General features: G+C 62.5%; 18 protein-coding genes and 1 tRNA gene. 8 read left to right on the top strand and 11 right to left on the bottom strand.

What is annotated here, in order from left to right; genetic code table 11:
* The first annotated feature begins 135 nt into the window (after nucleotides 1–135).
* Nucleotides 136–1,299 (top strand): M20 aminoacylase family protein, encoded by a 1,164-nt coding sequence (locus ATY77_RS24860; RefSeq protein WP_088689247.1) that lies wholly within the window; start codon nucleotides 136–138, stop codon nucleotides 1,297–1,299.
* A gap of 155 nt (nucleotides 1,300–1,454) precedes the next feature.
* Nucleotides 1,455–1,531 (top strand) — tRNA-Arg (locus ATY77_RS24855).
* A gap of 48 nt (nucleotides 1,532–1,579) precedes the next feature.
* Here ATY77_RS24855 and ATY77_RS24850 read toward each other — a convergent pair.
* Together ATY77_RS24850 and ATY77_RS24845 are read right to left on the bottom strand one after the other, a co-directional pair.
* Nucleotides 1,580–1,825, bottom strand: a complete 246-nt coding sequence (locus ATY77_RS24850) for a DUF982 domain-containing protein (RefSeq protein WP_088689246.1) — start codon at nucleotides 1,823–1,825, stop codon at nucleotides 1,580–1,582.
* Between the two features lie 87 nt (nucleotides 1,826–1,912).
* Nucleotides 1,913–2,431 (bottom strand): DUF2937 family protein, encoded by a 519-nt coding sequence (locus ATY77_RS24845; protein ID WP_088689245.1) that lies wholly within the window; start codon nucleotides 2,429–2,431, stop codon nucleotides 1,913–1,915.
* Between the two features lie 168 nt (nucleotides 2,432–2,599).
* Between ATY77_RS24845 and ATY77_RS24840 the strand changes: the two genes are divergently transcribed.
* Complete coding sequence (locus ATY77_RS24840; protein ID WP_088689244.1) at nucleotides 2,600–2,857, top strand: hypothetical protein; 258 nt, start codon at nucleotides 2,600–2,602, stop codon at nucleotides 2,855–2,857.
* Nucleotides 2,858–2,973: 116 nt separating this feature from the next.
* Nucleotides 2,974–3,126, top strand: a complete 153-nt coding sequence (locus ATY77_RS32970) for a hypothetical protein (RefSeq protein ID WP_176539072.1) — start codon at nucleotides 2,974–2,976, stop codon at nucleotides 3,124–3,126.
* 65 nt (nucleotides 3,127–3,191) lie between these two features.
* Here the strand turns inward: ATY77_RS32970 and ATY77_RS24835 are convergent, their stop codons facing one another.
* Nucleotides 3,192–3,482 carry a BON domain-containing protein gene (locus ATY77_RS24835; protein ID WP_088689243.1) on the bottom strand — a complete coding sequence of 97 codons (291 nt, stop codon included), beginning with the start codon at nucleotides 3,480–3,482 and terminating at the stop codon, nucleotides 3,192–3,194.
* 62 nt (nucleotides 3,483–3,544) lie between these two features.
* The gene (locus ATY77_RS24830; protein ID WP_088689242.1) at nucleotides 3,545–4,195 is read right to left on the bottom strand and encodes a hypothetical protein; all 651 of its coding nucleotides are present in this window, start codon (nucleotides 4,193–4,195) and stop codon (nucleotides 3,545–3,547) included.
* Between the two features lie 369 nt (nucleotides 4,196–4,564).
* Between ATY77_RS24830 and dxr the strand changes: the two genes are divergently transcribed.
* Nucleotides 4,565–5,755, top strand: coding sequence for a 1-deoxy-D-xylulose-5-phosphate reductoisomerase (gene dxr, locus ATY77_RS24825; protein WP_088689241.1), 1,191 nt, complete (start codon nucleotides 4,565–4,567; stop codon nucleotides 5,753–5,755).
* A 9-nt stretch (nucleotides 5,756–5,764) separates the two neighbouring features.
* On the opposite strand, the gene ugpC is transcribed toward dxr, so the two are convergent.
* The 7 genes from ugpC to hemA all read right to left on the bottom strand — a co-directional run bounded on the left by ugpC (nucleotide 5,765) and on the right by hemA (nucleotide 14,470).
* On the bottom strand, nucleotides 5,765–6,850 hold the full coding sequence (gene ugpC / locus ATY77_RS24820) for a sn-glycerol-3-phosphate ABC transporter ATP-binding protein UgpC (protein WP_088689240.1): 1,086 nt from the start codon (nucleotides 6,848–6,850) through the stop codon (nucleotides 5,765–5,767).
* Between the two features lie 11 nt (nucleotides 6,851–6,861).
* Nucleotides 6,862–8,784 carry a glycoside hydrolase family 127 protein gene (locus ATY77_RS24815; protein WP_088689239.1) on the bottom strand — a complete coding sequence of 641 codons (1,923 nt, stop codon included), beginning with the start codon at nucleotides 8,782–8,784 and terminating at the stop codon, nucleotides 6,862–6,864.
* A gap of 15 nt (nucleotides 8,785–8,799) precedes the next feature.
* Nucleotides 8,800–9,663, bottom strand: coding sequence for a carbohydrate ABC transporter permease (locus tag ATY77_RS24810; protein ID WP_088689238.1), 864 nt, complete (start codon nucleotides 9,661–9,663; stop codon nucleotides 8,800–8,802).
* A complete protein-coding gene (locus tag ATY77_RS24805; RefSeq protein WP_088689237.1) occupies nucleotides 9,663–10,577 on the bottom strand; it encodes a sugar ABC transporter permease in 915 nt (304 codons plus the stop codon). Before ATY77_RS24805 ends, ATY77_RS24810 begins: the two co-directional genes overlap by 1 nt.
* A 75-nt stretch (nucleotides 10,578–10,652) precedes the next feature.
* Nucleotides 10,653–11,891, bottom strand: coding sequence for a sugar ABC transporter substrate-binding protein (locus ATY77_RS24800; RefSeq protein ID WP_088689236.1), 1,239 nt, complete (start codon nucleotides 11,889–11,891; stop codon nucleotides 10,653–10,655).
* 67 nt (nucleotides 11,892–11,958) lie between these two features.
* Entirely contained in the window at nucleotides 11,959–12,921 is a 963-nt protein-coding gene (locus tag ATY77_RS24795) for a LacI family DNA-binding transcriptional regulator (protein ID WP_088689235.1), read from the bottom strand.
* A gap of 334 nt (nucleotides 12,922–13,255) precedes the next feature.
* A complete protein-coding gene (gene hemA / locus ATY77_RS24790) occupies nucleotides 13,256–14,470 on the bottom strand; it encodes a 5-aminolevulinate synthase (RefSeq protein ID WP_088677720.1) in 1,215 nt (404 codons plus the stop codon).
* Nucleotides 14,471–14,796: 326 nt separating this feature from the next.
* Between hemA and ATY77_RS24785 the strand changes: the two genes are divergently transcribed.
* The 3 genes from ATY77_RS24785 to ATY77_RS24775 all read left to right on the top strand — a co-directional run bounded on the left by ATY77_RS24785 (nucleotide 14,797) and on the right by ATY77_RS24775 (nucleotide 23,320).
* Nucleotides 14,797–15,054 carry a YMGG-like glycine zipper-containing protein gene (locus tag ATY77_RS24785; protein WP_088677611.1) on the top strand — a complete coding sequence of 86 codons (258 nt, stop codon included), beginning with the start codon at nucleotides 14,797–14,799 and terminating at the stop codon, nucleotides 15,052–15,054.
* A gap of 169 nt (nucleotides 15,055–15,223) precedes the next feature.
* Entirely contained in the window at nucleotides 15,224–17,152 is a 1,929-nt protein-coding gene (locus tag ATY77_RS24780) for an autotransporter assembly complex family protein (protein WP_190237697.1), read from the top strand.
* Between the two features lie 66 nt (nucleotides 17,153–17,218).
* The gene (locus tag ATY77_RS24775; protein WP_088689329.1) at nucleotides 17,219–23,320 is read left to right on the top strand and encodes a translocation/assembly module TamB domain-containing protein; all 6,102 of its coding nucleotides are present in this window, start codon (nucleotides 17,219–17,221) and stop codon (nucleotides 23,318–23,320) included.
* The last annotated feature ends 6 nt before the right edge of the window (nucleotides 23,321–23,326 follow it).

Here is a 23,326-nt window from a genome sequence, read left to right as displayed (position 1 = left end):
GGAAATCTCGAAAGCTTCACCTATCTAGCCTATATGGCTATGACATGGCAAAGGTCATTGACGAAGTAATTTGTACAGCCTCACGCCCTTGTGAAGCGATCAACGATTGCCGGGATTGATAACAGGAACGCCAATATGCCGATTTTGAACAGAGCCGCCGAATTGCAGGACGAAGTCGCCGAATGGCGCCGCCATATCCACGCCCGGCCCGAGCTTCTTTTCGCGGTGGAAAACACGGCCGCCTTCGTTGCCGAAAAGCTCAAGGAATTCGGCGTCGACGAGATCGTCACCGGCATCGGCCGCACCGGCGTCGTCGGCCTGATCAGGGGCAAGGGCGAAGGCCGCCGCACGGTCGGCCTGCGCGCCGACATGGATGCGCTGCCGCTCACCGAAATCACCGGCAAGCCCTGGGCATCGAAGACGCCGGGCAAGATGCATGCCTGCGGCCATGACGGCCACACCGCCATGCTGCTCGGCGCGGCGAAATACCTGGCCGAGACCCGCAATTTCAACGGCAATATCGCCGTCATCTTCCAGCCCGCCGAAGAAGGCGGCGGCGGCGGCAACCTGATGGTCCAGGACGGCATGATGGAACGCTTCGGCATCGAAGAGATCTACGGCATGCACAACCTGCCGGGCCTGCCGGTCGGCCAGTTCGCCATCCGCAAGGGCGCCATCATGGCGGCGACCGACGAATTCACCGTCACCATCAAGGGCCGCGGCGGCCATGCCGCCCAGCCGCACCGGACGATCGACCCGATCGCCATCGGCGCCCAGATCGTCACCAACCTGCAGATGATCGCCTCGCGCACCATCGATCCGCTGGCCTCGGTCGTCATATCCGTCACCAAGTTCAATGCCGGCTTCGCCCATAACGTCATCCCGAACGATGCGACCTTCGCCGGCACCGTCCGCACCCTCGATCCCGAGATACGCACGCTCGCCGAGACCCGGCTGCGGCAGGTCATCGAAGGCGTGGTCGCAGCCCACGGCGCCGAAGCCGAGATCAGCTTCCACCGCAATTATCCCGTCACCATCAACCACCCCGACGAGACCGAACATGCCGTCGCCGTCGCCGGCGCCATAGCCGGCGAAGCCAACGTCAATCCGGAGATCGATCCGATGATGGGCGGCGAGGATTTTTCCTACATGCTGAACGCCCGCCCCGGCGCCTTCATCTTCATCGGCAACGGCGACAGCGCCGGCCTGCACAACCCGGCCTACGACTTCAACGACGAAGCCATCGCCCACGGCATCTCCTACTGGGTCCGCCTCGCCGAACAACGCCTCGGTGTCTAAAGCGTATCGCGATCTTCAGATCGCTCCTCGCTTTAGGTTTCTTGTTTTTTGCGCATGTCGTTATCGCAAAACCGCCGCACACTTTTGCGCGACATGCTTTGGCAACAATTAAGGCTTGGCTTCGCGCCAAGCCTTTTGTATGCATGGCGTCAAGTGGTCCCGTAGCTCAGCAGGATAGAGCACCAGATTCCTAATCTGGGGGTCGCGCGTTCGAATCGCGCCGGGATCACCAGCCTTCAAGCGCTTGGCAGATGAAACCAGATCGCCATCACGGCATGGCTTATTCCTTAATGGGTATCCCTGCCTCAATCGCAGCCTCGATGAAAGCCTGCCGCGCCTCTTCCCGGCTTCGCTTGCCTGACATGACATCCGCGCATACGGCGCAAGCCCGGTCCAGGGCGGGACCCTCGTCTGTCGGCCAGTCTTCGATCAGCGCCCATGTTGCAGCCTGGGTGGTCTGGATCACCACCCATTGGTCCGGCCCTTCGAGGGCGATCGTCACCGGCTTTTTCCAAATGGTTTGCATTGTCTCTGCCTGCCTTACGTGCTGCGGGAGCAGTTAGAATGGCCGGTCTCGTTTTGTAAACCGGCGAACGGATGCCTCTGTACCCCTTCACGGCACCTGACGATAGGCTCGTCGTCTGCGCACGACGCGGCGCGTCCCGATCCCCAGCAGCGCAGCCATGATCCACCCGCCGATAAACCCGATCGCGCCCCAAGCGAGACCGGCCAAACTGACGGGTACGCCGGGCACGAAGTCGCGCCAGGTATTGGCGAAAACCACATCATCGGCATTCCGCATCAGCACGAAGGGCTTGGCGACGGGCGCGGCGATGCCGAGTTTCAGCTGTTGCGAAAGCAGCGTTTCGTAGCGTGTGATCGTGCTCTGCATGGAAACGCCGCGGTCGCGCAAAAAATCGTCGGGGGATTGGGCATAGGCGTTGAGCGCCTGCTGGCGATCGAGCTGGTGCGCGGCCGCCTGCCTGTTGAAGTCCTCGACGATGACGCGCAATTCGTCGAGCGCGCCGCCGATCCGCTGGCGGTATTGCTGGGCGAATTCAGGCGCCTGCGAGAAGACCGTACCGCCGGCAAGCCCGGCAATAATGGCGACTATTCTGGCAATCGGTCCCATGATCGGTGCCTCCGGCTATCCCTCTGCGCTAACGAGCCGGCGAGCCAAAGGTTTCTCCCTTCGACACAATCGGTAACCCTATGTGATTGAACCGGCAACGCTTCCGGCGAGTTGATGGCGTGACCCAACAAGTTGCTCCCGTGAGCAACTGAGAAAGAGAGGCTCGTCATGAAACAGCTTATCCTCGCCTGCACGCTCGCCGCAGCATCCGTTTTGTCAGCCGCGCCGTCTCAGGCGGCCAGCGTCACCATCACCACGGACAATCCCCGTCCCTATTACGGCGAATCCGAACGGCCCTACTACCGCCACCGTCCCTCCTACCGCCATCACATGTCGCATCGCGTGTCGCGTGATTGCTTCACCAAGACGGAAAAGATCCGCCGTCATGGCCATACGGTCGTCAAGGAAACCCGGATCTGCCGATAAGGCAATCTCATGCTTGAACAGCCCGGCCGCTCCTCCCCGGCCGGGCTTTCATCTGATTTCGCCATGAGGAACTTCGCAATATCAGCCGCGTTTATCGCGAAACAGGAGTATCGATCATGCGTATCAAGATGACTCTTCTGGCGATCGGCTATGTCGCCGTCAGCGCCCTGCTGCTTGCCATCGCCCATCAGCCGCAGGGGCCGGTGACCACTGGAAAGACCGACCGGATGGCCGGCTCTTCCTTCCTGGTCGAGCGTTTCGCCGGTTGATCGCCGAGCGCCGGCTCAACAGAAAGCGCCGGCAGCCGGCGCTTTGAAATAGACTTAAGCTGATATCAATGTGGCTCGCCCGCAGAGGGGCCACCCAGCAGAATCCGGTTCTGTACCGCACGCACGCCCTCTACAGCCCTGGCGATCGCCGTTGCCCTTTCGATCTCGCCGACCGTGCCGACGGTGCCTGTCAGCACGATCTGATCCTCCTCCATCGTCACCTCAACATCCGATGCGTCGATGCCGCCGGCAATCGCCAGCGCATTGGCAACGGCCGCCTCGACCGATGCGCGGTTGGCCACTTCTGCTTCTGTTTCAGGCTCGAGCCCATGAAATGTCGGCTCTTTGAAAACCATGTTCCGTTCCTCCTTGAAACCTCAGGGAGAAACGCCACCGATCCCGTTTTGGTTTCGTGCCCTTACCACGTGACGCGATAGCGCAGATTGACGCTGCCGGCCTCATCCGGTGAAAACGGATTGCTCATCGAGGCATCGAGGTTGAGGTTCGGCAGGATGGCCTGCTTAAGCGCCACCGTGCTGGAGAAGTCGCCGCTGGCGTTGGTGACACCCGCGCTCGCCGAAAGCGTGGTTCCCGTCCAGGGATGGATCAGTTTCAATGCCTGCGACGCCGTCACCGAGGACTGCCTGGCATCGACCGGGTCGTAGCGAACGCTGACGGAACGGCTCGATTGCATATCGAGCGAATCCGACAGGATCCAGCTGCGCGAGCGGCTAAGGGTCAGGGCGCCGCTGCCGCGCAGCGTATCGACGCTGACCCTGGCGCCTCGCTGCGATTGGCCTGCCGGGGTGACGGTCGTCTTGCTGATCCTGCCCCACAGCATCGCCTGTTCGGAATCGGGCAGCAGCGCTCCGCCTTTGGTCGAGGCAAGGGCGAGATCGGCGCCGGCGCTCGTTTCCCACTCCGCCGGCAGGCGAAAACCCATCGTCGCCTTGTAGGACCGGTCCGATAGCTTGGCCGGCGTCCAGATCACCAGGTCGTCCGCCTTCGCCGCAGCAGCGGCAAAGGACAGAATGGAGAAAAGAATGCATGCTGTTTTGAATGTCGTCATGAGATCCGGTCGTTTTCACCTGACATAGGGCCGCAGCAGCCCCGAGAACCGCCGGCGGCATATGAAGTGCTCGCAGCGAACGCGCGCGGGAATGCGGCCAAGCTGCGATCCCGATTCTTCTTGTTTCAATTTTTGGCCGGAAAGGCCGTCGGCACCGAAGCGCCTGTTGGACACGGCAGCGTCCTCGTATTGCCTGCGACCGCGAACGGCTGCGGCAGATCCCGATTCGCTCGGGGTGTTATAAGGATCACATTCCGGCGGTACCCTGTAAACCCCTCGAGGGCTGAAATCTCCTGCACCGCACACTTGCCGCTCCCTCCAAAGCCTAGTAGAGCCAGAGCTTAACGAGAGAGATTTTCGCGAAATTCCATGATGACCGGCAACACCGCGCCGCGGCGCCTCAGCATCTTCGGCTCGACCGGATCGATCGGCCGCAACACCCTCGATGTCGTCGACCATCTGGCTGGCCGGGAAAACTTCGAAATCTCCGTGCTGACAGGCAACGGCAATATCGAACTGCTCGCCCGGCAGGCCAGGTCGTTCGGCGCGCGGATGGCGGTTACGGCGAACGACCGGCATTACCAATCCCTGAAAAACGAATTGTCAGGCAGCGGCATCGCGGTCGCCTCCGGAAAATCCGGCCTGATGGAAGCGGCGGACCGCGAAGCGGACTGGGTGATGGCGGCGATCGTCGGCACAGCGGGCCTTGCGCCGACGCTCGCAGCCGCCCGCCGCGGCGCCGATATCGCCCTTGCCAACAAGGAATGCCTGGTCTCGGCCGGCGATCTCTTCATCAAGGCGATCCACGAAGGCGGCGGCAGGTTGCTTCCTGTCGACAGCGAGCACAATGCAATCTTCCAGGTGCTGGAAGAAAACCAGCGCCATGCCATCGAGCGCGTCATCCTGACTGCCTCGGGCGGTCCCTTCCGCACCGCATCTCTGGAAGAAATGGCCGGTGTGACGGTCGAGACCGCGCGTACCCATCCGAACTGGTCGATGGGCTTGAAGATCTCGATCGACAGCGCCTCGATGTTCAACAAGGCGCTGGAGATGATCGAGGCCCGGCATCTTTTCGGGCTGAAGCCCGAACAGATCGAAGTCATCTTCCATCCGCAATCGATCATTCATTCCATGGTCGGCTATACCGATGGTTCGGTGCTGGCGCAGCTCGGCGCGCCGGACATGCGCACCGCCATCGGATATGCGCTCTCCTTCCCGCGCCGGCCGAACCTCCCGGTCGAGCGGCTGGATTTCGCTAGGCTCGCGCGACTGGATTTCGAGGCGCCGGACGAGCGGCGATTCCCGGCCTTGCGGCTGGCGCGACTGGCAATGACACGCGGTGGCGTTCAGGGCGCGGTGCTGAACGGCGCCAAGGAAGTGGCGCTCGAAGCCTTCATCGAAAGGCGGCTGTCCTTCCTCGCCATGGCCGACATCACCGAAAGGGTCATGGACGATCTCGCCGACCTGCCGCCGGCTTCCGCCATGGACGATGTCTTTGCGGCTGACAGGCAGGCCCGACAAAGGGCAGCCGAGCTCATGAAGCTGGACGCCGCCGGCTGAAGGCCGCGCTTACCGCAGCCGGCCGCCGGCCTCGTCGAACAATCTGCAGTCCGCCGGTTCGAACAGCAGACTGACCTCTTCGCCCGCCGCGATGCTGACCGGCGAACGATGCTCGACCGTCAGCGACTGGCCATCGGCCAGTTGGCAGTAGAGATATTGCGTTCCCCCGAGATATTCCGAGAAATCGACCGTCGCCGTCAGCTTGCCCTGATGGCCAGATGCCACTTTCAGATGCTCCGGCCGCAGGCCGAGCGTCACCGCGCTGCCGGCCGGCCTGTCTGTTCCGGCTAGGCCGCTTTCGATGCGCGAGCCGGCGACTTCGACTAGGCCTGCCTCGCCCCAGCGGGCATTCAGCAGGTTCATCCGGGGAGAGCCGATGAAGCCTGCCACGAACGTATTGGCGGGATCCTCGTAGATTTCCCGCGGCGTTCCGGCCTGCTCGACGCGGCCGTCGCGCAGCACGACGATCTTGTCGGCGAGCGTCATCGCCTCGGTCTGGTCGTGGGTAACATAGATCATCGTATTGCCGAGCTCGCGGTGAAGGCGGGCGATCTCGATGCGCATGGAAACGCGCAGTTCGGCGTCGAGATTGGAGAGCGGCTCGTCGAACAGGAAGACGTCGGGTTTGCGCACGATCGCTCGGCCGATGGCCACCCGCTGGCGCTGGCCGCCGGAAAGCTGTCCCGGCCGCCGATCGAGCAGATGGTCGATCTTCAGAATCGCGGACGCCGCCTTGACGCGCGTCTCTATGTCGGCGGGGCTGGTGCGCGCCATCTTCAGCCCGAAGGCCAGGTTGTCGCGCACGCTCATATGCGGGTAGAGCGCATAGGACTGGAAGACCATGGCGATGCCGCGCTCGGACGGATCGAGATCGGTGACGATGCGCCCCTTGATCTCGATCTCGCCGTCGGTCACGTCCTCCAGGCCGGCGATCATGCGAAGCAGCGTCGATTTTCCGCAGCCGGAGGGACCGACGAAGACGACGAATTCGCCTTCGGCAATCGTCAGGTCGATCCCGTGGACCACCTGCAGACTGCCATAGCTTTTCCGCACGTCCTGGAGCACGACGCTCTTGTTACCCATACCGTTCGTCATCCCCAAGCGACCTATCTGCCCGACTGAACCCAGACGAGCATCTCTCCGGGCGCACGGTTGTCCCAGAGATGATAGGGCACGAAGCGTGCCGTGGCGACCTGCCTTGCAGCCGGCGCCTTGCGATAGAGCGGCGTGCCCCAGTCCGACGTTTCCTCGCGCTCGACCTTGAGATCGAGGGCAACAGCATCGTTGAGGTCCTTCAGCACGACGGTTTCGGCTGCCGAGAGTTCGCGCGGCAGAACGATGGCGTTCAAGCCTTCGCCGTTGTCAGTCGTTTCCACGCAATAGACGAGCGGGCCGCGCATCAAGGCAACGCGGCCAGCATCCTGGCGCACCTTCGGATTGGCATATTGCGGGCGAAGCGCCAGCGGCAGGAAAAGCGCGATGCGGTCACCATCGGCCCACTCTCGATCGATCCGTGCATATCCCTGGCGAACATGTGCATTAAGGTCGAGCATCGCACCGTTGACGCTGAGGGTCGCGCCCTCCGCCCAATCGGGAATGCGCAGCGACAGCGCAAACCGGGCCCGCTTCTTCAGCCTGGTCGTGAAGGCGACGGCGCCGTCCCAGGGATAGTTTGTGGCCTGCTCCAGCTCCACCTCGGCGCCATTGGCAAGCTTCAACCGGGCGGTACTTTCGCCATAGAGATGGACAGCGACCTCATCGTCGGCAACCGCATACATGTAGGAGCCGATCGACGTCACCAGACGGGCGATGTTGGGCGGGCAGCAGGGGCAATGGTGCCACTTCCAGCGATGGTGCTTGCCGGCACTTTCGAGCGGATTGTCGTAGAAGAAGGTCTTGCCGTCTGTGGAAAGGCCGGGCAGCGCGCCGTTATAAAGCGCCTGCTCCATGATGTCGGCATAGCGCCGGTCCGGCCCGCGTCCAAGCATGCGGCTCGCCCAGAAGACGAGGCCCACGGAAGCGCACGTCTCCGCATAGGCCGTGTCGTTGGGCAGGTCGTAGTAATCGGTGAAGCCTTCGTTGGAGGCGGCAGGCCCGATGCCGCCGGTGATGTACATCTGCTTGGTCGTCAGGTCGTCCCAGAGCGTTTCCAGCGCCGCCGTCAGGCTGTCGTCCTTATATTCGGTGGCGATGTCGGCCATGCCGGAATAGAGGTACATGGCGCGCACGGCATGGCCGACGACCTTCTTCTGCTCGCGCACCGGCTGGTGCGCCTGCCCATATTCATAGGTCTTCTGGTGATAGTCCGACAGGCTGCGGCCGTCGCGAACGGCCTCCGCCGTAAAGAAGTGCGGCTCGGTGCCGCGCTCGTCGATGAAGAATTTCGACAGGTCGAGATATTTCTTTTCGCCGGTGACGCGGGCGAGCTTGACCAGCGCCAGCTCCACTTCCTCATGGCCGCAATAGCCCGGGATCTGGCCTTCGCCATGACCGAAAACCTTGATCATGTAGTCGGCATAGCGGCACATGATGTCGAGCAGCTTGCGCTTGCCGGTCGCCTGATAATAAGCGACCGCGGCTTCCATCAGATGGCCGGCGCAATAAAGTTCATGATGATCGCGCAGATTGGTCCAGCGGCGGGATGGCTCGACGCGCTGGAACCAGGCGTTCAGATAGCCATCCTCGTCCTGCATCCTCTCATACATGTCGATGATCTCGTCGGCGCGCGCTTCCAGCTTCGCGTTCGGTCGGCGATAGAGCGAATAGGCGATGGTCTCGATCGATTTGCCAAGATCGGAATCCCAGAACATCTGCGTCGTCCCGCCCCAGGGCTGGATGGGAATGACGACGCCGGGGCTCGGCTGGCTGACATCGATCGCCTTCAGCATGCCGGCCTCGACGCAGCGGTCGAGCAGGGTCTCGGCGGTCGAATTGCAGACGGCGTCCTGCCATTTGCCCCAGAACCCGCCGAGTTCGACATCGGGAACGGCGACGGGGCGGAACTGGCGGTCATTGTTTGATGTAGTCATGGGCTCGACTTTCTCTCATTTCACCGCGCCGGCCATCAGCCCGCGCATGTAGTAGCGTTGCAAGAGCAGGAAGACGATCAGGCAGGGGATCGTCATGACGACGACACCGGCCTGCACCGCTCCCCAGTTGATGGCGCCGAGCCGCCCGGCGCGAACCGCCGTCATCAGCACCGGCAGGGTGTATTTCTCATTGCTGGAGAGCAGCACGAGAGCGGCGAGGAACTCGTTCCAGGCATTGAGGAAGGCAAAGATCGCGACGGTGGCAACGCCGGGAAGCACCAGCGGCAGGAGAACCCGCGCGAGCAGCCTCAGGTCACGCGCACCGTCGATGCGCGCCGCCTCTTCGATTTCCTTCGGCACGGCGTCGAAGGCGTTGCGCATCATGAAAACCGAGAAAGGCAGTTGCAGCGTCACATAGACGAGCGTCAGCCCGATGAGCGAATTGTTGAGGCCGAGCTTTGCGAGGATGATGAAGAGCGGCGTCAGGATCGACTGGAACGGGATCATCAGCGTGGCGATGATCAGCACGAAGAGCACGTTCTTCATCGGAAAGCGGTAACGCGAGAAACCATAGCCGGCGAGCAGGCTGACGAGAACGGTCAGCACGACTGTGGCGACCGAAACGAACAGCGAATTGATCATGTGCCGCCAGATGCCTGCGCCGAACGTATCGAGCAGCGCGTAGGCATCGAAGCTGACGCCCGATGTCGGCCATGGCGGCAAGGGCGGCAGGCTGGATTCGGCGCCCGGACGGAAGGAGGCAAGGATCGCGATGACGAAAGGGGCGAGGAAGAAGATCGAGATTGCGACGCCGGTCAGATGATAGGCCGATTTCGCGCGGATGGCCTTGCGCTTGCGCCGTTCCTTTGACGTGCTCATCAGCGCTCCTCCCCGACCCGCAGCAGCCAGAGCTGCACGATGCTGATGGCAACCAGGATGGCGAGAAGGGCGATCGAGAGTGCGGCGCCGTAACCGAGATTGAAGGAGACGAAGGACTGGTTGAAGATGTAGTAGACCACCGAGATCATCTTGTTCTGTGGTCCCCCCGACGTCATGATGTAGAACTGGTCGAAGGCGAGGATCGAGCCGGTGACGGAAACGATCAGCGCCAGCGCGATCGTCTTGCGCATCAGCGGCAGCGTCAGGTGCCGGAAGCGCTGCCAGCGGCCGGCGCCGTCGATCCGGGCCGCCTCCGTCAGCTCGGACGGAATGGCCTGCAGCCCGGTCAGAAGAATGATCATGGTGAAGCCGGCGATCTTCCAGACGACCATCACCACGATCGTCAGAAACGCCGTGTCGAAGGTGGCCAGCAGATTGGGGCTTTTTTCGACGAGACCGAGCGCTCTCAGAGCAGGGCCGATGAAGCCGCTGTCGACATTGGCGAGCCAGACCCAGAGCAGCGAGGCGGTCGCAAGGCCGACAACGACGGGCAGGAAGATGATCGTGCGGTAGGCGCTGACGAACTGCCGCTCCTTTTCGACGAAGATCGCCAGCGGAAAGGCGACCGCGAAGATCGCGATGGTGACGATCACGGTGTAATAGGCGGTGAAATTCAGCGCCGCCATGAAACGCGTATCGTTGACCATGCGAAAATAATTGTTGAAGCCGATCCAGCGGGACGCGCCCATCAGCGGCCAGTTGTGAAGGCTCATCCATCCGGTGAACAGAACCGGCATGACGAAGAAGACGATGACCAGCGCCATGGCAGGCGCGATATAGAGAAGGCCGCGCCAGTTCGATCTGCGCCGTCGCTTTCGCCGAGGCAATAGGATATCCGAACCGGAACCGGTCATCGAAACGCTCCGCATCTGTCAATTTGAAATTGGCCGGGAAGCTGCCACCGCTCCCCGGCCGCGGCCGTGGGAGAGTTATTGGCCGCTATCGATGATCGATTGCATTTCCGACTGGGCGCTCGAAAACGCGCCATCGACGTCGTCGCCGAAGATCGCGGCATTGGTGAAGGTCGCCCAAGGGCCGTTGGCGCTGTTGATCAGGTCGTTGAACTGCAGCGTATAGGGCGTCTTGGCCACGCTGATCGCCTTGAGGCCGACCTGCATGCGCGGGTCGAGACCTTCGAGCACCTTGTCGGCGATGTCGCCGCGTGTCGGCAGGCTGCCATATTTAGCCATGACCTTCTGGCCGTCTTCCGAATAGATATATCCGAGGAACTCCTTCACCGCGTCGATCTTCTTCGTGCCCTTGGTGATGACGAAATTGTCGCCGCCGGCAAAGGACGACGGCTTTCCGTCGACGCCGGGGATGAGAGTCACGCCGAAATTGATCTCGGGATGTTGGGTCACCAGCGTGCCGATGGCGAAGGCGCCGAGGCTTTGCTGGCCGATCTTGCCGTTGGTGAAGGTCAGGAAGTTCGTGCCGTTATCGCTGGCCGCACCTGCCGGCACGAGGTCCTTCTTGACCATGTTGCGGTAGATGTCGACAGCCTTGCGCATCTGAGGCGTATCGAGCGTCGCCGTCTTGCTGTCGGCCGACAGGATGTCGGCACCTGCGCCCCAGGTGAGCGGCGTGAAGGTGAAGATCATGCAGCCGCCGCAGCCGCCGCCGGAGAAATAGAAGCCGTAGGTGTCGTCACCCAAGGCCCGGATCTTCTCCGCATTGGCGGTGATCTCCTCCCAGGTCGCCGGCGCCTTTTCCGGGTCGAGACCGGCTTTCTTGTAGAGATCCTTGTTCCAGGCGAAGACCGATGTCTCGACCGAGAGCGGCAGGCCGTAGATCTTGTCCTGATAGGTGCCAAGACGGACATGCGAGGGCGAAAGCGAGTTGAAATAGGGAAGTGACTTTGCCCAGTCCGTCAGGTCTTCCAGCTGGCCGGCCGCGGCAAAGGCGGGATTGTAGATGAGGTCCATCGACAGCGCATCCGGCGCCTGCCCGCCGGCAATCGCGGTGGCATATTTCTGCACCAGTTCGGAGAACGGCACTTCGGTCATCACGACCTTGTTCTCATGGCTGGAATTATAGGCTTCGACGACCTTCTTGAAGGCGTCGCCGATCCCCGAGCGAACCCACATTTCAACATTTTCGGCGGCCGATGCGGCCGACACGAGGCACAAGGTAGCGATGCCGGTCGCCGCCAATAGACGCTTGATCATGACACTCCTCCCAATATGGCGCATCTCCTCGCGCCTTTGCTCATTTCCTCATTCCCATCCCGGGGCCTTATCCCCCGCATGACTGCCGGACGACGAGCCGGCAGGGCAATTTCCGCACGCCGGGCTCGACGGCCCGTCCCTCCGCAAGCGCCAGCACCGTCAATCCGGCCTGCCGCCCGAGCTCCTTCAACTCCATGTCCACCGTCGTCAGCGGCGGTCGCGTCTGGGCTGCGACAATCTCCCAATTGTCGAAGCCGATCACCGAAACGTCCTGCGGCACCTTGATGCCGCGCTCGCGCAGCGCATCCACCGCACCGCGGGCGATCTGGTCGTTGCCGCAGAAGAGCGCATCCGGCTTTTCTCCCGGCCGCCTCCAAAGCTGCTCCACCGCGTCATGGCCCCAGCTTTCCGACCAGACGCCATAGAGCACCGGCTCGCGGTGACCCGCCACCTGATGATAGGCGCCCGCACGCTCCCGCACCGAAAAGAAGTCCTCCGGTCCGGTGATATGCGCGATCCGCCGCCGCCCGATCTTCGCCAGCCATTCGACGGCCAGTCTCGCACCCTGTTCGTCGTCCGAACGAAACGTAACGCTGTTCTGCGTCCCCTCCGTGAAGGCATAGACGACAGGCACATGCAAATTCGACAGATCGACCGGCAGACGCCTGTCCAGGCGCTTTCCGGTCGCGATGATGCCATCGACCTGTTTATCCAGCATCGCATCGACATGGGTCTGGGCGAGCGCCGGATCGTCTTCGATAGCGCAGAGGAAAACCGAAACCCCATGATCGACGAGGGCGTCGGAAATGCCCGCCATGACAGGCAGCGTGAAACGGCCATAGGTATCGTTCGTCAGCAGTCCGATGGTGAAACTGCGCTTGCTGAGAAGGCCTCTCGCCAGCGCATTCGGCCGATAGCCGATTTCGCCGGCAATCCGCTTCACCCGCTCGCGCGTTTCCGCGCCCATTCGGCCGGTATCGTTGAGCGCCTTCGACGCCGTCGAGATGCTCACCCCGGCAGCGGACGCCACCTCATGGATGGTGATCCTGCCTCTCTTTCCTCCCGATATGTTCAGGCATGTCCTCCTTCTGAAGTTGGACTGAGAAAAGCTTTTACCAACTTCATTGTCAAGTGAGAAAAGGTTTTCTCATTTAAGTCGGAAGATCTGATCGAAGAGTTCTGCGCGATGAAAAGCACGCGTACGGAACCTGCCGATGCGGTAGGCATGTTCCCACACGCCAGCGCCGGATGATGCTGTTCAGTTGGAGAAAGGCTTAAGACGAGCTCTTACGGCTGCAAAACAATCGCGGCCAGAACCCGATCGAGATTCTGGCCGCGATTCGAACCGGACGATATTGAGAGAATCAGGCGACGTGCCTTGCCAGCGCACAGCGCGACCAGAGCGAATGCAGCGCTTCGACGAGATGGGCGATGTCGGCATCGGAGTGCAACGGCGTCGGGGTAATCCGCAGCCGCTCGGTCTTCTTCGGCACCGTGGGATAGTTGATCGGCTGGACGTAGACACCGCAATTGTCGAGCAGCAGGTCGGAGATCCACTTGCACTTGGCCGCATCGCCGACCAGCACCGGCACGATATGGCTGGGATTTTGCATGTGCGGAATGCCGCGTTGATCGAGCAGCGAGCGCAGCTTGCGCACCCGGTCCTGATGGCGGGCACGCTCGAACTGGCTGACCTTCAGGTGCTGGATCGAAGCGACCGCCCCGGCGGCGAGCGCCGGCGGCAACGCGGTGGTGAAGATGAAGCCGGAGGCAAAGGAGCGGATGAAATCGCAAAGAGCCGCCGAAGCAGCGATATAGCCGCCCATGACACCGAAGGCCTTGCCGAGCGTGCCCTCGATGACGGTCAGCCGGTCCATCAGCCCCTCGCGCTCGGCAATGCCGCCGCCGCGCGGGCCGTACATGCCGACCGCATGCACTTCGTCGAGATAGGTCATCGCGCCGTATTTGTCGGCGAGATCGCAGATTTCCTTGATCGGGGCGATATCGCCATCCATCGAATAGACGCTCTCGAAGGCGATCAGCTTCGGCGCCTTCGGATCTGCGGCCTTAAGCTTGGCCTCGAGATCGGCGATGTCGTTGTGCTTCCAGATCACCTTGTCGCATTTGGCGTAGCGGATGCCCTCAATCATCGAGGCATGGTTCAGCGCGTCGGAAAAGATGATGAGCCCCGGGATCCTGGCGCCGAGCGTGCCGAGGGCTGCCCAGTTGGAGACATAGCCGGAGGTGAAGATCAGTGCCGATTCCTTGCCGTGGAGATCGGCAAGCTCACGCTCGAGCATGACGTGATGGTGGTTGGTGCCAGAAATATTCCGGGTGCCTCCCGCACCCGCGCCACAGTGGTCGATGGCGTTCTTCATCGCCTCGATCACCTTGGGGTTCTGGCCCATGCCGAGATAGTCGTTGGAGCACCAGACCGTGACTTCCTTTTCGCCATCGGCCGTATGGCGCGTCGCGCGCGGAAAGTTGCCGCGGTGACGCTCGAGATCGGCAAAAACGCGGTAACGGCCCTCGGCGTGAAGCCCGTCCAGCTCGTTTTTGAAAAACGCTTCGAAATCCATCATATGCTCCAGTATCGCGCGGCCGTTCTTGCCGACCGGACGTCCGCGCGTCAATGCTTACCCTTTGCTTTAACATCAACTGCGGCAAAAGGCCCAGTTTTTTGAATGATTCCAGATAAAAAAATACGCAAGCTGGGATGAATGAATCGATGCGGCATAACCCCATCGAAATTCGCGAAAACCACCCGGCGACGACAATGTCCCCATTGCAAAAAAATCGGCACAAGAGTGGACAACCCTTTCTTCCGACATAGTTTTCGCACTAGCGTGGCAAAAAAGACTAGGGACGGCCTATGCCCATTGGGCGACAACCCAGGAGAAAAGTAATGAAGAAAGCTGTCATACTCGCATTGATCGGCCTGTCGATCGCAAGCTGCACGCCGACCCAGCAGGGTGCCGGCATCGGCGCTGCATCCGGTGCCGTCATTGGCGGTGCGGTCACCGGTGACGTTCGTGGCGCGGCCGTCGGCGCCGCTATCGGCGGCGTGTCCGGCGCCCTCATCGGCAGCGTCGCCGAACAGCCGGGCCAGTGCTACTATCGCGACCGCTACGGCCGCCGCTACATCGACGCCTGCCCGCGCTGAGAGCGCTTGCACAGCGGCCAAATCAGGAAATCCCGGACACACATCCGGGATTTTTTGTGCTAAATTAGCGCGCCAGCAATTTAAAATGGTACACCCCGCGCGATTTTGCCGCTAAGCTGTTCACGGCTGGGCAACGAAGCTTCATTGTAGGCGTAACCAAAAGCAGCGGATGCGGATAAGAGGGACAGGCCCGAAAACAGGTATTGCGTATCGGCGAACAGGCACCATGATGGTGGTTGCAGCGGCAGCTGCATTCTCACCGGTCCTGATCGGCGATGCTTACGCCTTCAAGCTTTTCGGCATCACCATCTTCGGCAAAGAGGAAGACGAAGGCGAGCAGGTGCCCGATCCTGTGCGCTACCAGGTCGATCTCAAGGCCGATACCGCCGATCCCGACCTCAGGGAAGCCTTACAAAACAGTTCCCGCCTCGTCAGCGACCAGAAGCAGCCGGTGTCCGGCGATCTCGGTGTCGTCGTCAAGGCGCGCGACGACCGTGAACGGCTGATTGCCGCCTTATATGAAAAGGCCCGCTACGGCGGCGTGGTGACGATCACCATCGACGGCAAGAACATCGACGATTTGCCGCCCAACCCGACCTTCGACCGCTCCGGACCGATCCCCGTGACCGTCGATATCACTCCCGGCCCCGTCTTCACGGTCAAGGAGGTTCAGTTCGGCGGCGACGCCGCAAGCCGCAATCCGGCCGATTACGATCTCGCCCCGGGCGCTCAAGCCGGCTCGCTCGCCATCATCAAGGCCGGCGACAAGATCGTCGAACAATTGAAGAGCGAGGGCCGGCCCTTCGCCAAATTGACGGAACGCAGGGTCGTCGCCGATCACAGGAGCGACACCGTCGATATCGTGCTTGCCGCGGAAGGCGGGCCCATCGCTCCGATCGGCGATGTCGGCGTCACCGGCGAAAAGACCGTCAAGCCCGGCTTCATCCAGCGATATTCCCGGCTGAACAAGGGCGAGGCCTACTCCCCGGAAGCGCTGAAGAAGGCCGGCGAACGCCTGCGCGCCCTCGGCGTCTTTTCGAGCGTCACCATTCATGAAGGCGACGCGCTGGCGCCGGATGGCACGCTGCCGATGACGATCGAGGTTTCGGAAGGCAAGAGGCGCTATTTCGGCGTCGGCGCGCAATATTCCACCATCGATGGCTTCGGCGTCCAGGGTTATTGGGGCCATCGCAATCTGTTCGGCGAAGCCGAAACGCTGAGGATCGAGGGATCGGTCTCGCGGCTCGGGGAAACGACGGATGTCGGCAGCCTCGATTATTCCGCCGGCATCCTCTTCACCAAACCCGGCGCCTTCTTTCCGGCCGCCACGCTGAAAGCCGGCATCGTCGCCAAGACCGAGAATCCGGACGCCTATAATGCGACGCTGATCACCGCTTCGCTGGGCCTTTCCTACGAGTTGACCGATCAGGACACGATCTCGGCGAGCGGCGAGGTCAGCTGGGAGCGTGACGACGATGCCTTCGGTACCAACGACTATCTCACCATTACCCTGCCGATCCAGTATGATCGCGACGCGCGCGACGACAAGTTCAACCCGACGGAGGGCTATCGCGCCACGCTCTCGGCAAAGCCCGGCTACGAGATCTTCAACGCCACGCCCTATGCGGCCTTCGAGGGCTCGATCTCCGGCTACCTGCCGTTCGGCGCCGAAGACCGTCTGGTGCTCGCCGGCAAGGTTGCCGCCGGTGTGCTGATCGGTGGCGGCGGGATCGAGGATATTCCCGCCACGCAGCGCTTTTTTGCCGGCGGCGGCGGCTCGGTGCGCGGCTACGGCTATCAGGAAATCTCGCCCTATAATGACGAGGGCGAGGCCACCGGCGGCCGCTCCTATGTGACCGCGTCGCTGGAAGCCCGCATCAAGATCACCGATACGATCGGCATCGTGCCCTTCGTCGATGTCGGTACGGTATCGGACAGCACCTTCCCCGGTTTTTCCGACATCCGCGCCGGCGCCGGCGCAGGAATACGATATGCAACGCCTTTCGGCCCGCTGCGGCTTGATTTTGCCATGCCGCTGAACAAGTACGAAGATGGCACAGATTACGGAATTTACGCCGGCATAGGCCAATCCTTCTAGGATTGCCGTTACCGCTTTGTTTTCCAACCTGTGGGCCGTCATGAAAACGGGGTAGTGTCCGCGCCGATGCAAACGCTGGCAAAAATCGTCAACTGGATCATTCGGCTCACCGGCTATGCCGTGGGCGCCATTTTGATTCTCGCGGTCGCAGCGCTTGCGATCTTCGGCTTCACCAGTTTCGGCGCCCGCATCGTCACCGAAAGGATCGCCTCCACCCTTTCCAACCGCGACATGACGATCGAAGTTCGCGAACCGGAGGGCCTCCTGACCGGCGGGCTTCGCGCCGCCGAGATCTCCCTTTCCGACACCAAGGGCGTCTTCGCCGAAATTCACGGCATCGCGATCGACTGGAATCCGTTGGCGCTGCTAACCGGAACCTTCCACGCCAAACGCTTCGAGATCGATTCGGTCAACGTGCTGCGCAAACCGGTGCGCACCCTGCCCTCGCGGCCCGCGGCTGAAAATTCCGGCGGCTTCAGCCTGCCGATCAAGGTCGATATAGACCGCGTGACCCTGCCCGATATCAAACTTGCCGAACCCTTCGCCGGCCGCGCCTTCGCACTTGCCGCCGAAGGAAACCTGTCGGCGGACGCCAACGGTGGCGAGGGCGCCATCAACGTCAGCCGCCACGCCGTCCCGGATGCCCGGCTAACCGCCGACATCGCCTATGCACCGGCCGAAAACAGGCTGCAGTTGAAAGCCAATCTTTCCGAGCCGAAGGGAGGGCTGGTGGCCGGCTTTCTCGGCCTGCCGGGTGATCCCGCGGTCAACATCACTCTCGACGGCCAGGGACCGATCTCCAATTGGACGGGCAAATTGCAGGCCGCGCTCGACGGACAGCAGCGCGCCGCAATCGAGGGCCGGCATGCCATCGCTGCGGACGGGCTCCACCATCTCGACCTCAAGGGCGGCGGCGATCTGAGCTCGCTTCTGCCGGCGGCGTTCCGGCCGCTTTTTGCCGGCCAGACCAATATCGATCTTGCCGCCACCTTCGATAACCGCGGCAAGATCGATATCCAGACCGGCAACCTTGCGACCGGCAGCGTCGTGATTGCCGCATCGGGCACGCTCGATCCGTCCGGCAACAACAGCCTGAACGCCAATCTGCTCGGCACATCCGGTCCTGTCGATTTTCGCTGGCCGCTCGCCGAGGGCGAAGCGCGCTTCCTGATATCGGGTCTCAACCTGGCGCTGACAGGCGACGCGCAGGCGGCCCGGCTGAACGTCAGCGGCTCCCTCGATTCCGCCAGGCTTCCGCAGGCCGATATCGGCAACGTCAAGCTGACGGCCAAGAGCGACGCCTTCAATCTCGCCGCCCGCTCCGGCAGCGTTCAATTGCGCCTCGTTGCCGGCGACGCGACCTTCACCGACCCGAACCTCAATCGCGCGGTTCAAGGGCCGGTGACGATCGCCGCGCCCCTGCAGATCTCGCGCGACGGCATCGGCTTCAACGGCACCACTGTCGAAAGCGCCAATATCAACGGCACCCTCAACGGTTCCTACCGGCAGGCGGATCAGGCGCTGACCGGCAACGTCAAGCTGACCATCGAACCGGCAGCTTTGCCGGTTGCGCTGACGGGCAAATTCGATGGGCCGATTTCGCTCGAAAGCCAGCTGGCCGGGATCATCCCGTCGAAATTCGCCTTCAGCAACATCGCCCTCACATCGACGACGCTCGAAGCCGCCGGCAACGTGGCGCTCGACGGCTCGGCGTTGAACGCGGATCTTTCCGGCCGGCTGCCCGATATCGGCAAGCTGATGGCGGGCGCCAGCGGCAGCGCAGGCTATGCATTGAGAATGGGCGGCGAGCTGCCGGCCATCTCCGTGACGGCCAATCTCAAGGCCCCCCGCCTGGAGATGGCCGGCCGCGAGCTTACCAACCTCAATGTCGACCTTTCAGGCATCGCCGATCCCAAGGCGCCGCAGGGCAAGATCGCCGCCACCGGGGCGATCGACGGCCAGCCGATCGGCATCAACGGCGACATTCTCTCGGAGAACGGCAAGACGAGAATTCCGGCACTGACCGCCAAAATCGGCGGCAACCGGCTGACCGGCAATTTCGAAGTGTCGCCTTCCCGGGAGCCGACCGGCGCATTGACCTTCGATTTCCCCAATATCGGCCTGCTCGCCGCGCTCGGCGGTCAGAAGGCCGAAGGCGATCTTAAAGGTTCGATCGACGTCAGCAGCGATAGCGGCAGGACCGGGCTCAAGCTGCTTGCGTCAGGCAACGCGATCCGTCGCGATACGATTCTGATCGTTAAGCCGGATATCGACGTCACGATCAGCGACCTCGGCGCCTTTGCTGCAAACGGCACGGTGAAGGCTGAAGAACTGAGCGCCGGAACCAACAGGCTTGCCGGCCTCTCGCTCGGCTTTACCAAGCAGCAGGACCGTACCGACTTCGACCTCGATGCCGCCTATGACGGCAATCCCGTCATGGCGGACGGCAATATCGAGACGGCGGACGGCAATATCGGGCTGAACCTCGATCGCTTCTCGGCAAGCCCGCGCAACATTCCGATCGAGCTTGCCGCACCAACGCGGGTCACGGTCACCGGCGGCACCGCCAATCTGAACGGGCTGACATTGAAGACTGGAGCCGGCTCCGTCTCGGTTACTGGCTCGGCCGGCGAAACGCTGAAACTCAACGCCGATATCAGGGAGCTGCCCGCAGCCCTCGCCAACGGTTTCGTACCGAACCTGTCAGCTGGTGGCACGATTTCCGGCACGATTGCCGTAACGGGAACGCCCGCCGCACCCGTGGCCGACTTCAAGCTTGACTGGAAGGACGCAACGACGGGCCAGACCAAGGGGGCAGGCCTTGCGCCGCTCGGCATCACAGCCGGCGGCAAATTCGCCGACAAGAGGCTCGATTTCGATACGACGGTCGGCGGTGCTGACGGTCTTTCGCTCAAGGCCGGCGGCAATGTTGGACTCGCCGATCCGGCGGCCCCGGTCCTCGATGTCAACGCCGATATCGTCAACCTGCCGGCCCGCATCGCCAATGGCTTCGTTCCCGACCTCGCCGCAGAAGGCACGATAACAGGAAAACTGGCCGCCTCCGGCTCGGTCAACGCTCCCACCGCCGATTTCGATCTCGATTGGAAGGGTGCTGCGACCAGCCATACCAAGCGCGCCGGCCTTGCCGGTCTCGCCGTGAAGGCATCGGGGCGCTTCGCAAACAGCAAGCTCGATTTCGACACGGCGGTCACAGGCGCCGACAGGCTGTCGCTGAAGGCGAACGGCAATATCGGCATCATCGGCACGACGGTCGGCGACGTCAGGGTCGATGCGGCGCTGGACAATGTCCCGGCCAGCATCGCAAACAGCTTCGTTCCCGATCTCGCCGCAGAAGGCCTGATCTCGGGCAAACTCGCGGCCGCAGGCTCTCTTTCGGCGCCCACCGCGAATTTCGACCTCAATTGGAAGAACGCTGCGGTCGGCCACACCAGACGCGCCGGCCTTGCCGGCCTCGGCGTGACTGCGTCGGGAAAATTCGCCGACAACAAACTTGATTTCAACGCGGCGGCGAGCGGCGAGAAGGGCCTCTCGCTGAAGGCCGTGGGCAATGTCACTCTTGCCGGCACGGCGGTCGACAACATGAAGGTCGATGCCGAGATCGCCAATATTCCCGCCAGCCTCGCAAACGCCTTCGTTCCGGATCTTGCCGCCGGCGGTACGATTTCGGGCACTATGTCGGCCGCCGGCACCCCTGCCGCACCGAAGGCCGACATCAAGCTCGACTGGAAGGACGCTGCGACCAGCCACACCAGAAGCGCCCGTCTCTCCGGCCTCGCGCTGGCCGCATCCGGACGTTTCGCCGATAACCGGCTGGATTTCGACGCCAATCTCGGCGGCGAGGGCGGCCTCTCCCTGAAGGCCGCCGGCAATCTCGCGATAGAGGGAACCTCGGTTCGCAATCTCGACGTCAAGGCCGATCTCGCCAATCTGCCCGCGGGCCTTGCCAATGGTTTCGTGCCGGGTCTCGCCGCAGAAGGCACCGTATCGGGAACGGCATCTGCTTCCGGAGCGCTGCCGAAGCCGGCGGTCGATTTTAAGCTGGACTGGAAGAATGCCGCAACCGCACAGACCAAGAGCAGCGGCCTTTCCGGCCTTAGTGCTGCGGCATCCGGCAAATTCGTCAACGACAGGGTCGATTTCGATGCCAACCTCACCGGCAGGGACGGCGTGCTGGCCAAGGCGAAGGGCGGCGTAACAATCGCGGGGACCGCCATCCGCGATCTTTCGATCAATGCGGATATCCCTGCGCTGCCGGCAAATATCGCGAATGCCTTCGTCCCCGGTCTCGGCGCCGAGGGCATGATTTCGGCAAGCGCGATCACGTCGGGAACCCCGACCGATCCGATCGTCGATTTCAAGCTCGACTGGAAGGATGCCGCGACCAGCCACACCAAGGCTGCCGGCCTTTCCCGCCTCGCGCTGGCGGCGACCGGAAAATACGCCGGCGACAGGCTGGATTTCGATGCCAATCTCAGCGGCAGCGGCGGGATTGCCGTGAAGGCAGCCGGCAACCTCGCCATTGCAGGCACCTCGATCCGCTCGGTCGACGTCACGGCCAATGCCGAGAATGTCCCGGCCGGCATCGCCAATGGCTTCGTTCCCGGTCTTGCCGCCGAAGGCACTGTCTCGGCAACCGCAAAGGCGGCGGGGGCGCTATCGGCGCCCTCCGTCGACTTCAAGGTCGATTGGAAGAACGCCGCGACGAGCCAGACGAAAGGCGCCGGCCTCTCGCCTTTCACCATCGGCGCATCAGGCAAGCTTGCCGACAACAAGCTGACGGTCGACACCAGCCTCGCCGGTGACGCCGGCATGTCGCTGAAAGGCGGCGGCAGCGTGATGATATCTGGCAATCGCGCCCTCGACATGCGCTTCAACGGCAATCTTCCCTTCGCCGTACTCGGCACGCCGCTGGCCGAGCAGGGCTTCGTCGCCGACGGCGTCGCCACCGTCGATCTCCGGATCGGCGGAACGGCCGCAGCACCCGTTATCAACGGCACGGTCGCGACGTCAGGCGCAAAACTCGTCGATGTCAGACGTAATCTCGCCGTCAACAATCTCGCGGTAACCGTGACCTTCAATGGCAACCAGGCCGTCATCTCCCGCCTCAGTGGCAATCTCGGCGGCGGCGGTACGATTTCGGCAAGCGGCACCATCGGCATCCAACCGGCCGGCGGATTCCCCGCCGATGTTTCGATCAAGCTCGACAAGGCGGTCTATGTCGATGGAACGCTCGTCGTCTCGACCGTCAGCGGAAACCTCGGGCTGCGCGGACCGATCATGAGCGCGACGCTGAACGGCAAGCTTCAGCTGGAAAAGACCTCGATCACCATTCCGGAAAAATTGCCGACCTCGCTGCGGGAAATCGACATCCGCCACAAGAATGCGCCGCGTGCGGTGCTTGCGCAGCTGCGCGACGAGGGCGAGCGGAAGCCGGGAGAGAAATCCTCGGTTCTCACCCTCGATCTCCAGATCGACGCGCCCTCGCATATCTTCGTGCGCGGCCGCGGCATCGATGCGGAAGTCGGCGGCAGCGTCACGATCCGCGGAACGGCGGCTGCACCGATCGTGACCGGCGGTTTCACCATGCGCCGCGGCCGGCTGACCATCCTCAACCGCCGCCTGGATTTCTCCGACAAGAGCAGGATCACCTTTGCCGGCGACCTGACGCCGGCGCTCGACATGGAAGCGACCTCCACCTCCGGCACGACGACTCTGACCGTCGATGTCGCCGGCCTTGCCACCGATCCCTCGATCACCTTCTCCTCCTCGCCGCAGCTGCCGCAGGACGAGGTGCTGGCGCAGCTGATATTCGGCCAGTCGATGTCGAAACTCTCGCCGGTGCAGATCGCCCAGCTCGCCGACGCCGTCAGCCAACTGGCCGGCAACCGCTCCACCTCGCTGTTCGAAGGCCTGCGCAACCAGCTCGGCGTCGACGACCTCGACATCAGCACCGACGAGAAGGGCCAGACGAGCGTCAGTGTCGGCCGCTATCTCAACGACCGCACCTATTTCGAACTGCAGCAGGGTGGCGCGGCCGGCGCCAAGGCCATCATCAACCTCGATGTCGGCCGCGGCGTCAAACTGCGCGGCGCAGCCGGCGGCAACGGCGACGGCGAAGCCGGTATCGTCTATGAACGAGAATACTGAGCCGGC

This window comes from Rhizobium sp. R634 (assembly GCF_002211305.1).
In the GTDB taxonomy this organism is placed as follows: Bacteria; Pseudomonadota; Alphaproteobacteria; order Rhizobiales; family Rhizobiaceae; genus Rhizobium.
The sequence above is the reverse complement of the archived record's forward strand: the minus strand, read 5'-3'. Positions and strand labels throughout refer to the sequence as shown.

What these genes read in the sequence shown, in the direction of transcription:
- ATY77_RS24860 (WP_088689247.1), top strand. Translation starts at nt 136, where the DNA reads ATGCCGATTTTGAACAGAGCCGCCGAATTGCAGGACGAAGTCGCCGAA.
- ATY77_RS24850 (WP_088689246.1), bottom strand. Translation starts at nt 1,825, where the DNA reads ATGCAAACCATTTGGAAAAAGCCGGTGACGATCGCCCTCGAAGGGCCG.
- ATY77_RS24845 (WP_088689245.1), bottom strand. Translation starts at nt 2,431, where the DNA reads ATGGGACCGATTGCCAGAATAGTCGCCATTATTGCCGGGCTTGCCGGC.
- ATY77_RS24840 (WP_088689244.1), top strand. Translation starts at nt 2,600, where the DNA reads ATGAAACAGCTTATCCTCGCCTGCACGCTCGCCGCAGCATCCGTTTTG.
- ATY77_RS32970 (WP_176539072.1), top strand. Translation starts at nt 2,974, where the DNA reads ATGCGTATCAAGATGACTCTTCTGGCGATCGGCTATGTCGCCGTCAGC.
- ATY77_RS24835 (WP_088689243.1), bottom strand. Translation starts at nt 3,482, where the DNA reads ATGGTTTTCAAAGAGCCGACATTTCATGGGCTCGAGCCTGAAACAGAA.
- ATY77_RS24830 (WP_088689242.1), bottom strand. Translation starts at nt 4,195, where the DNA reads ATGACGACATTCAAAACAGCATGCATTCTTTTCTCCATTCTGTCCTTT.
- dxr (WP_088689241.1), top strand. Translation starts at nt 4,565, where the DNA reads ATGATGACCGGCAACACCGCGCCGCGGCGCCTCAGCATCTTCGGCTCG.
- ugpC (WP_088689240.1), bottom strand. Translation starts at nt 6,850, where the DNA reads ATGACGAACGGTATGGGTAACAAGAGCGTCGTGCTCCAGGACGTGCGG.
- ATY77_RS24815 (WP_088689239.1), bottom strand. Translation starts at nt 8,784, where the DNA reads ATGACTACATCAAACAATGACCGCCAGTTCCGCCCCGTCGCCGTTCCC.
- ATY77_RS24810 (WP_088689238.1), bottom strand. Translation starts at nt 9,663, where the DNA reads ATGAGCACGTCAAAGGAACGGCGCAAGCGCAAGGCCATCCGCGCGAAA.
- ATY77_RS24805 (WP_088689237.1), bottom strand. Translation starts at nt 10,577, where the DNA reads ATGACCGGTTCCGGTTCGGATATCCTATTGCCTCGGCGAAAGCGACGG.
- ATY77_RS24800 (WP_088689236.1), bottom strand. Translation starts at nt 11,891, where the DNA reads ATGATCAAGCGTCTATTGGCGGCGACCGGCATCGCTACCTTGTGCCTC.
- hemA (WP_088677720.1), bottom strand. Translation starts at nt 14,470, where the DNA reads ATGGATTTCGAAGCGTTTTTCAAAAACGAGCTGGACGGGCTTCACGCC.
- ATY77_RS24785 (WP_088677611.1), top strand. Translation starts at nt 14,797, where the DNA reads ATGAAGAAAGCTGTCATACTCGCATTGATCGGCCTGTCGATCGCAAGC.
- ATY77_RS24780 (WP_190237697.1), top strand. Translation starts at nt 15,224, where the DNA reads ATGCGGATAAGAGGGACAGGCCCGAAAACAGGTATTGCGTATCGGCGA.
- ATY77_RS24775 (WP_088689329.1), top strand. Translation starts at nt 17,219, where the DNA reads ATGCAAACGCTGGCAAAAATCGTCAACTGGATCATTCGGCTCACCGGC.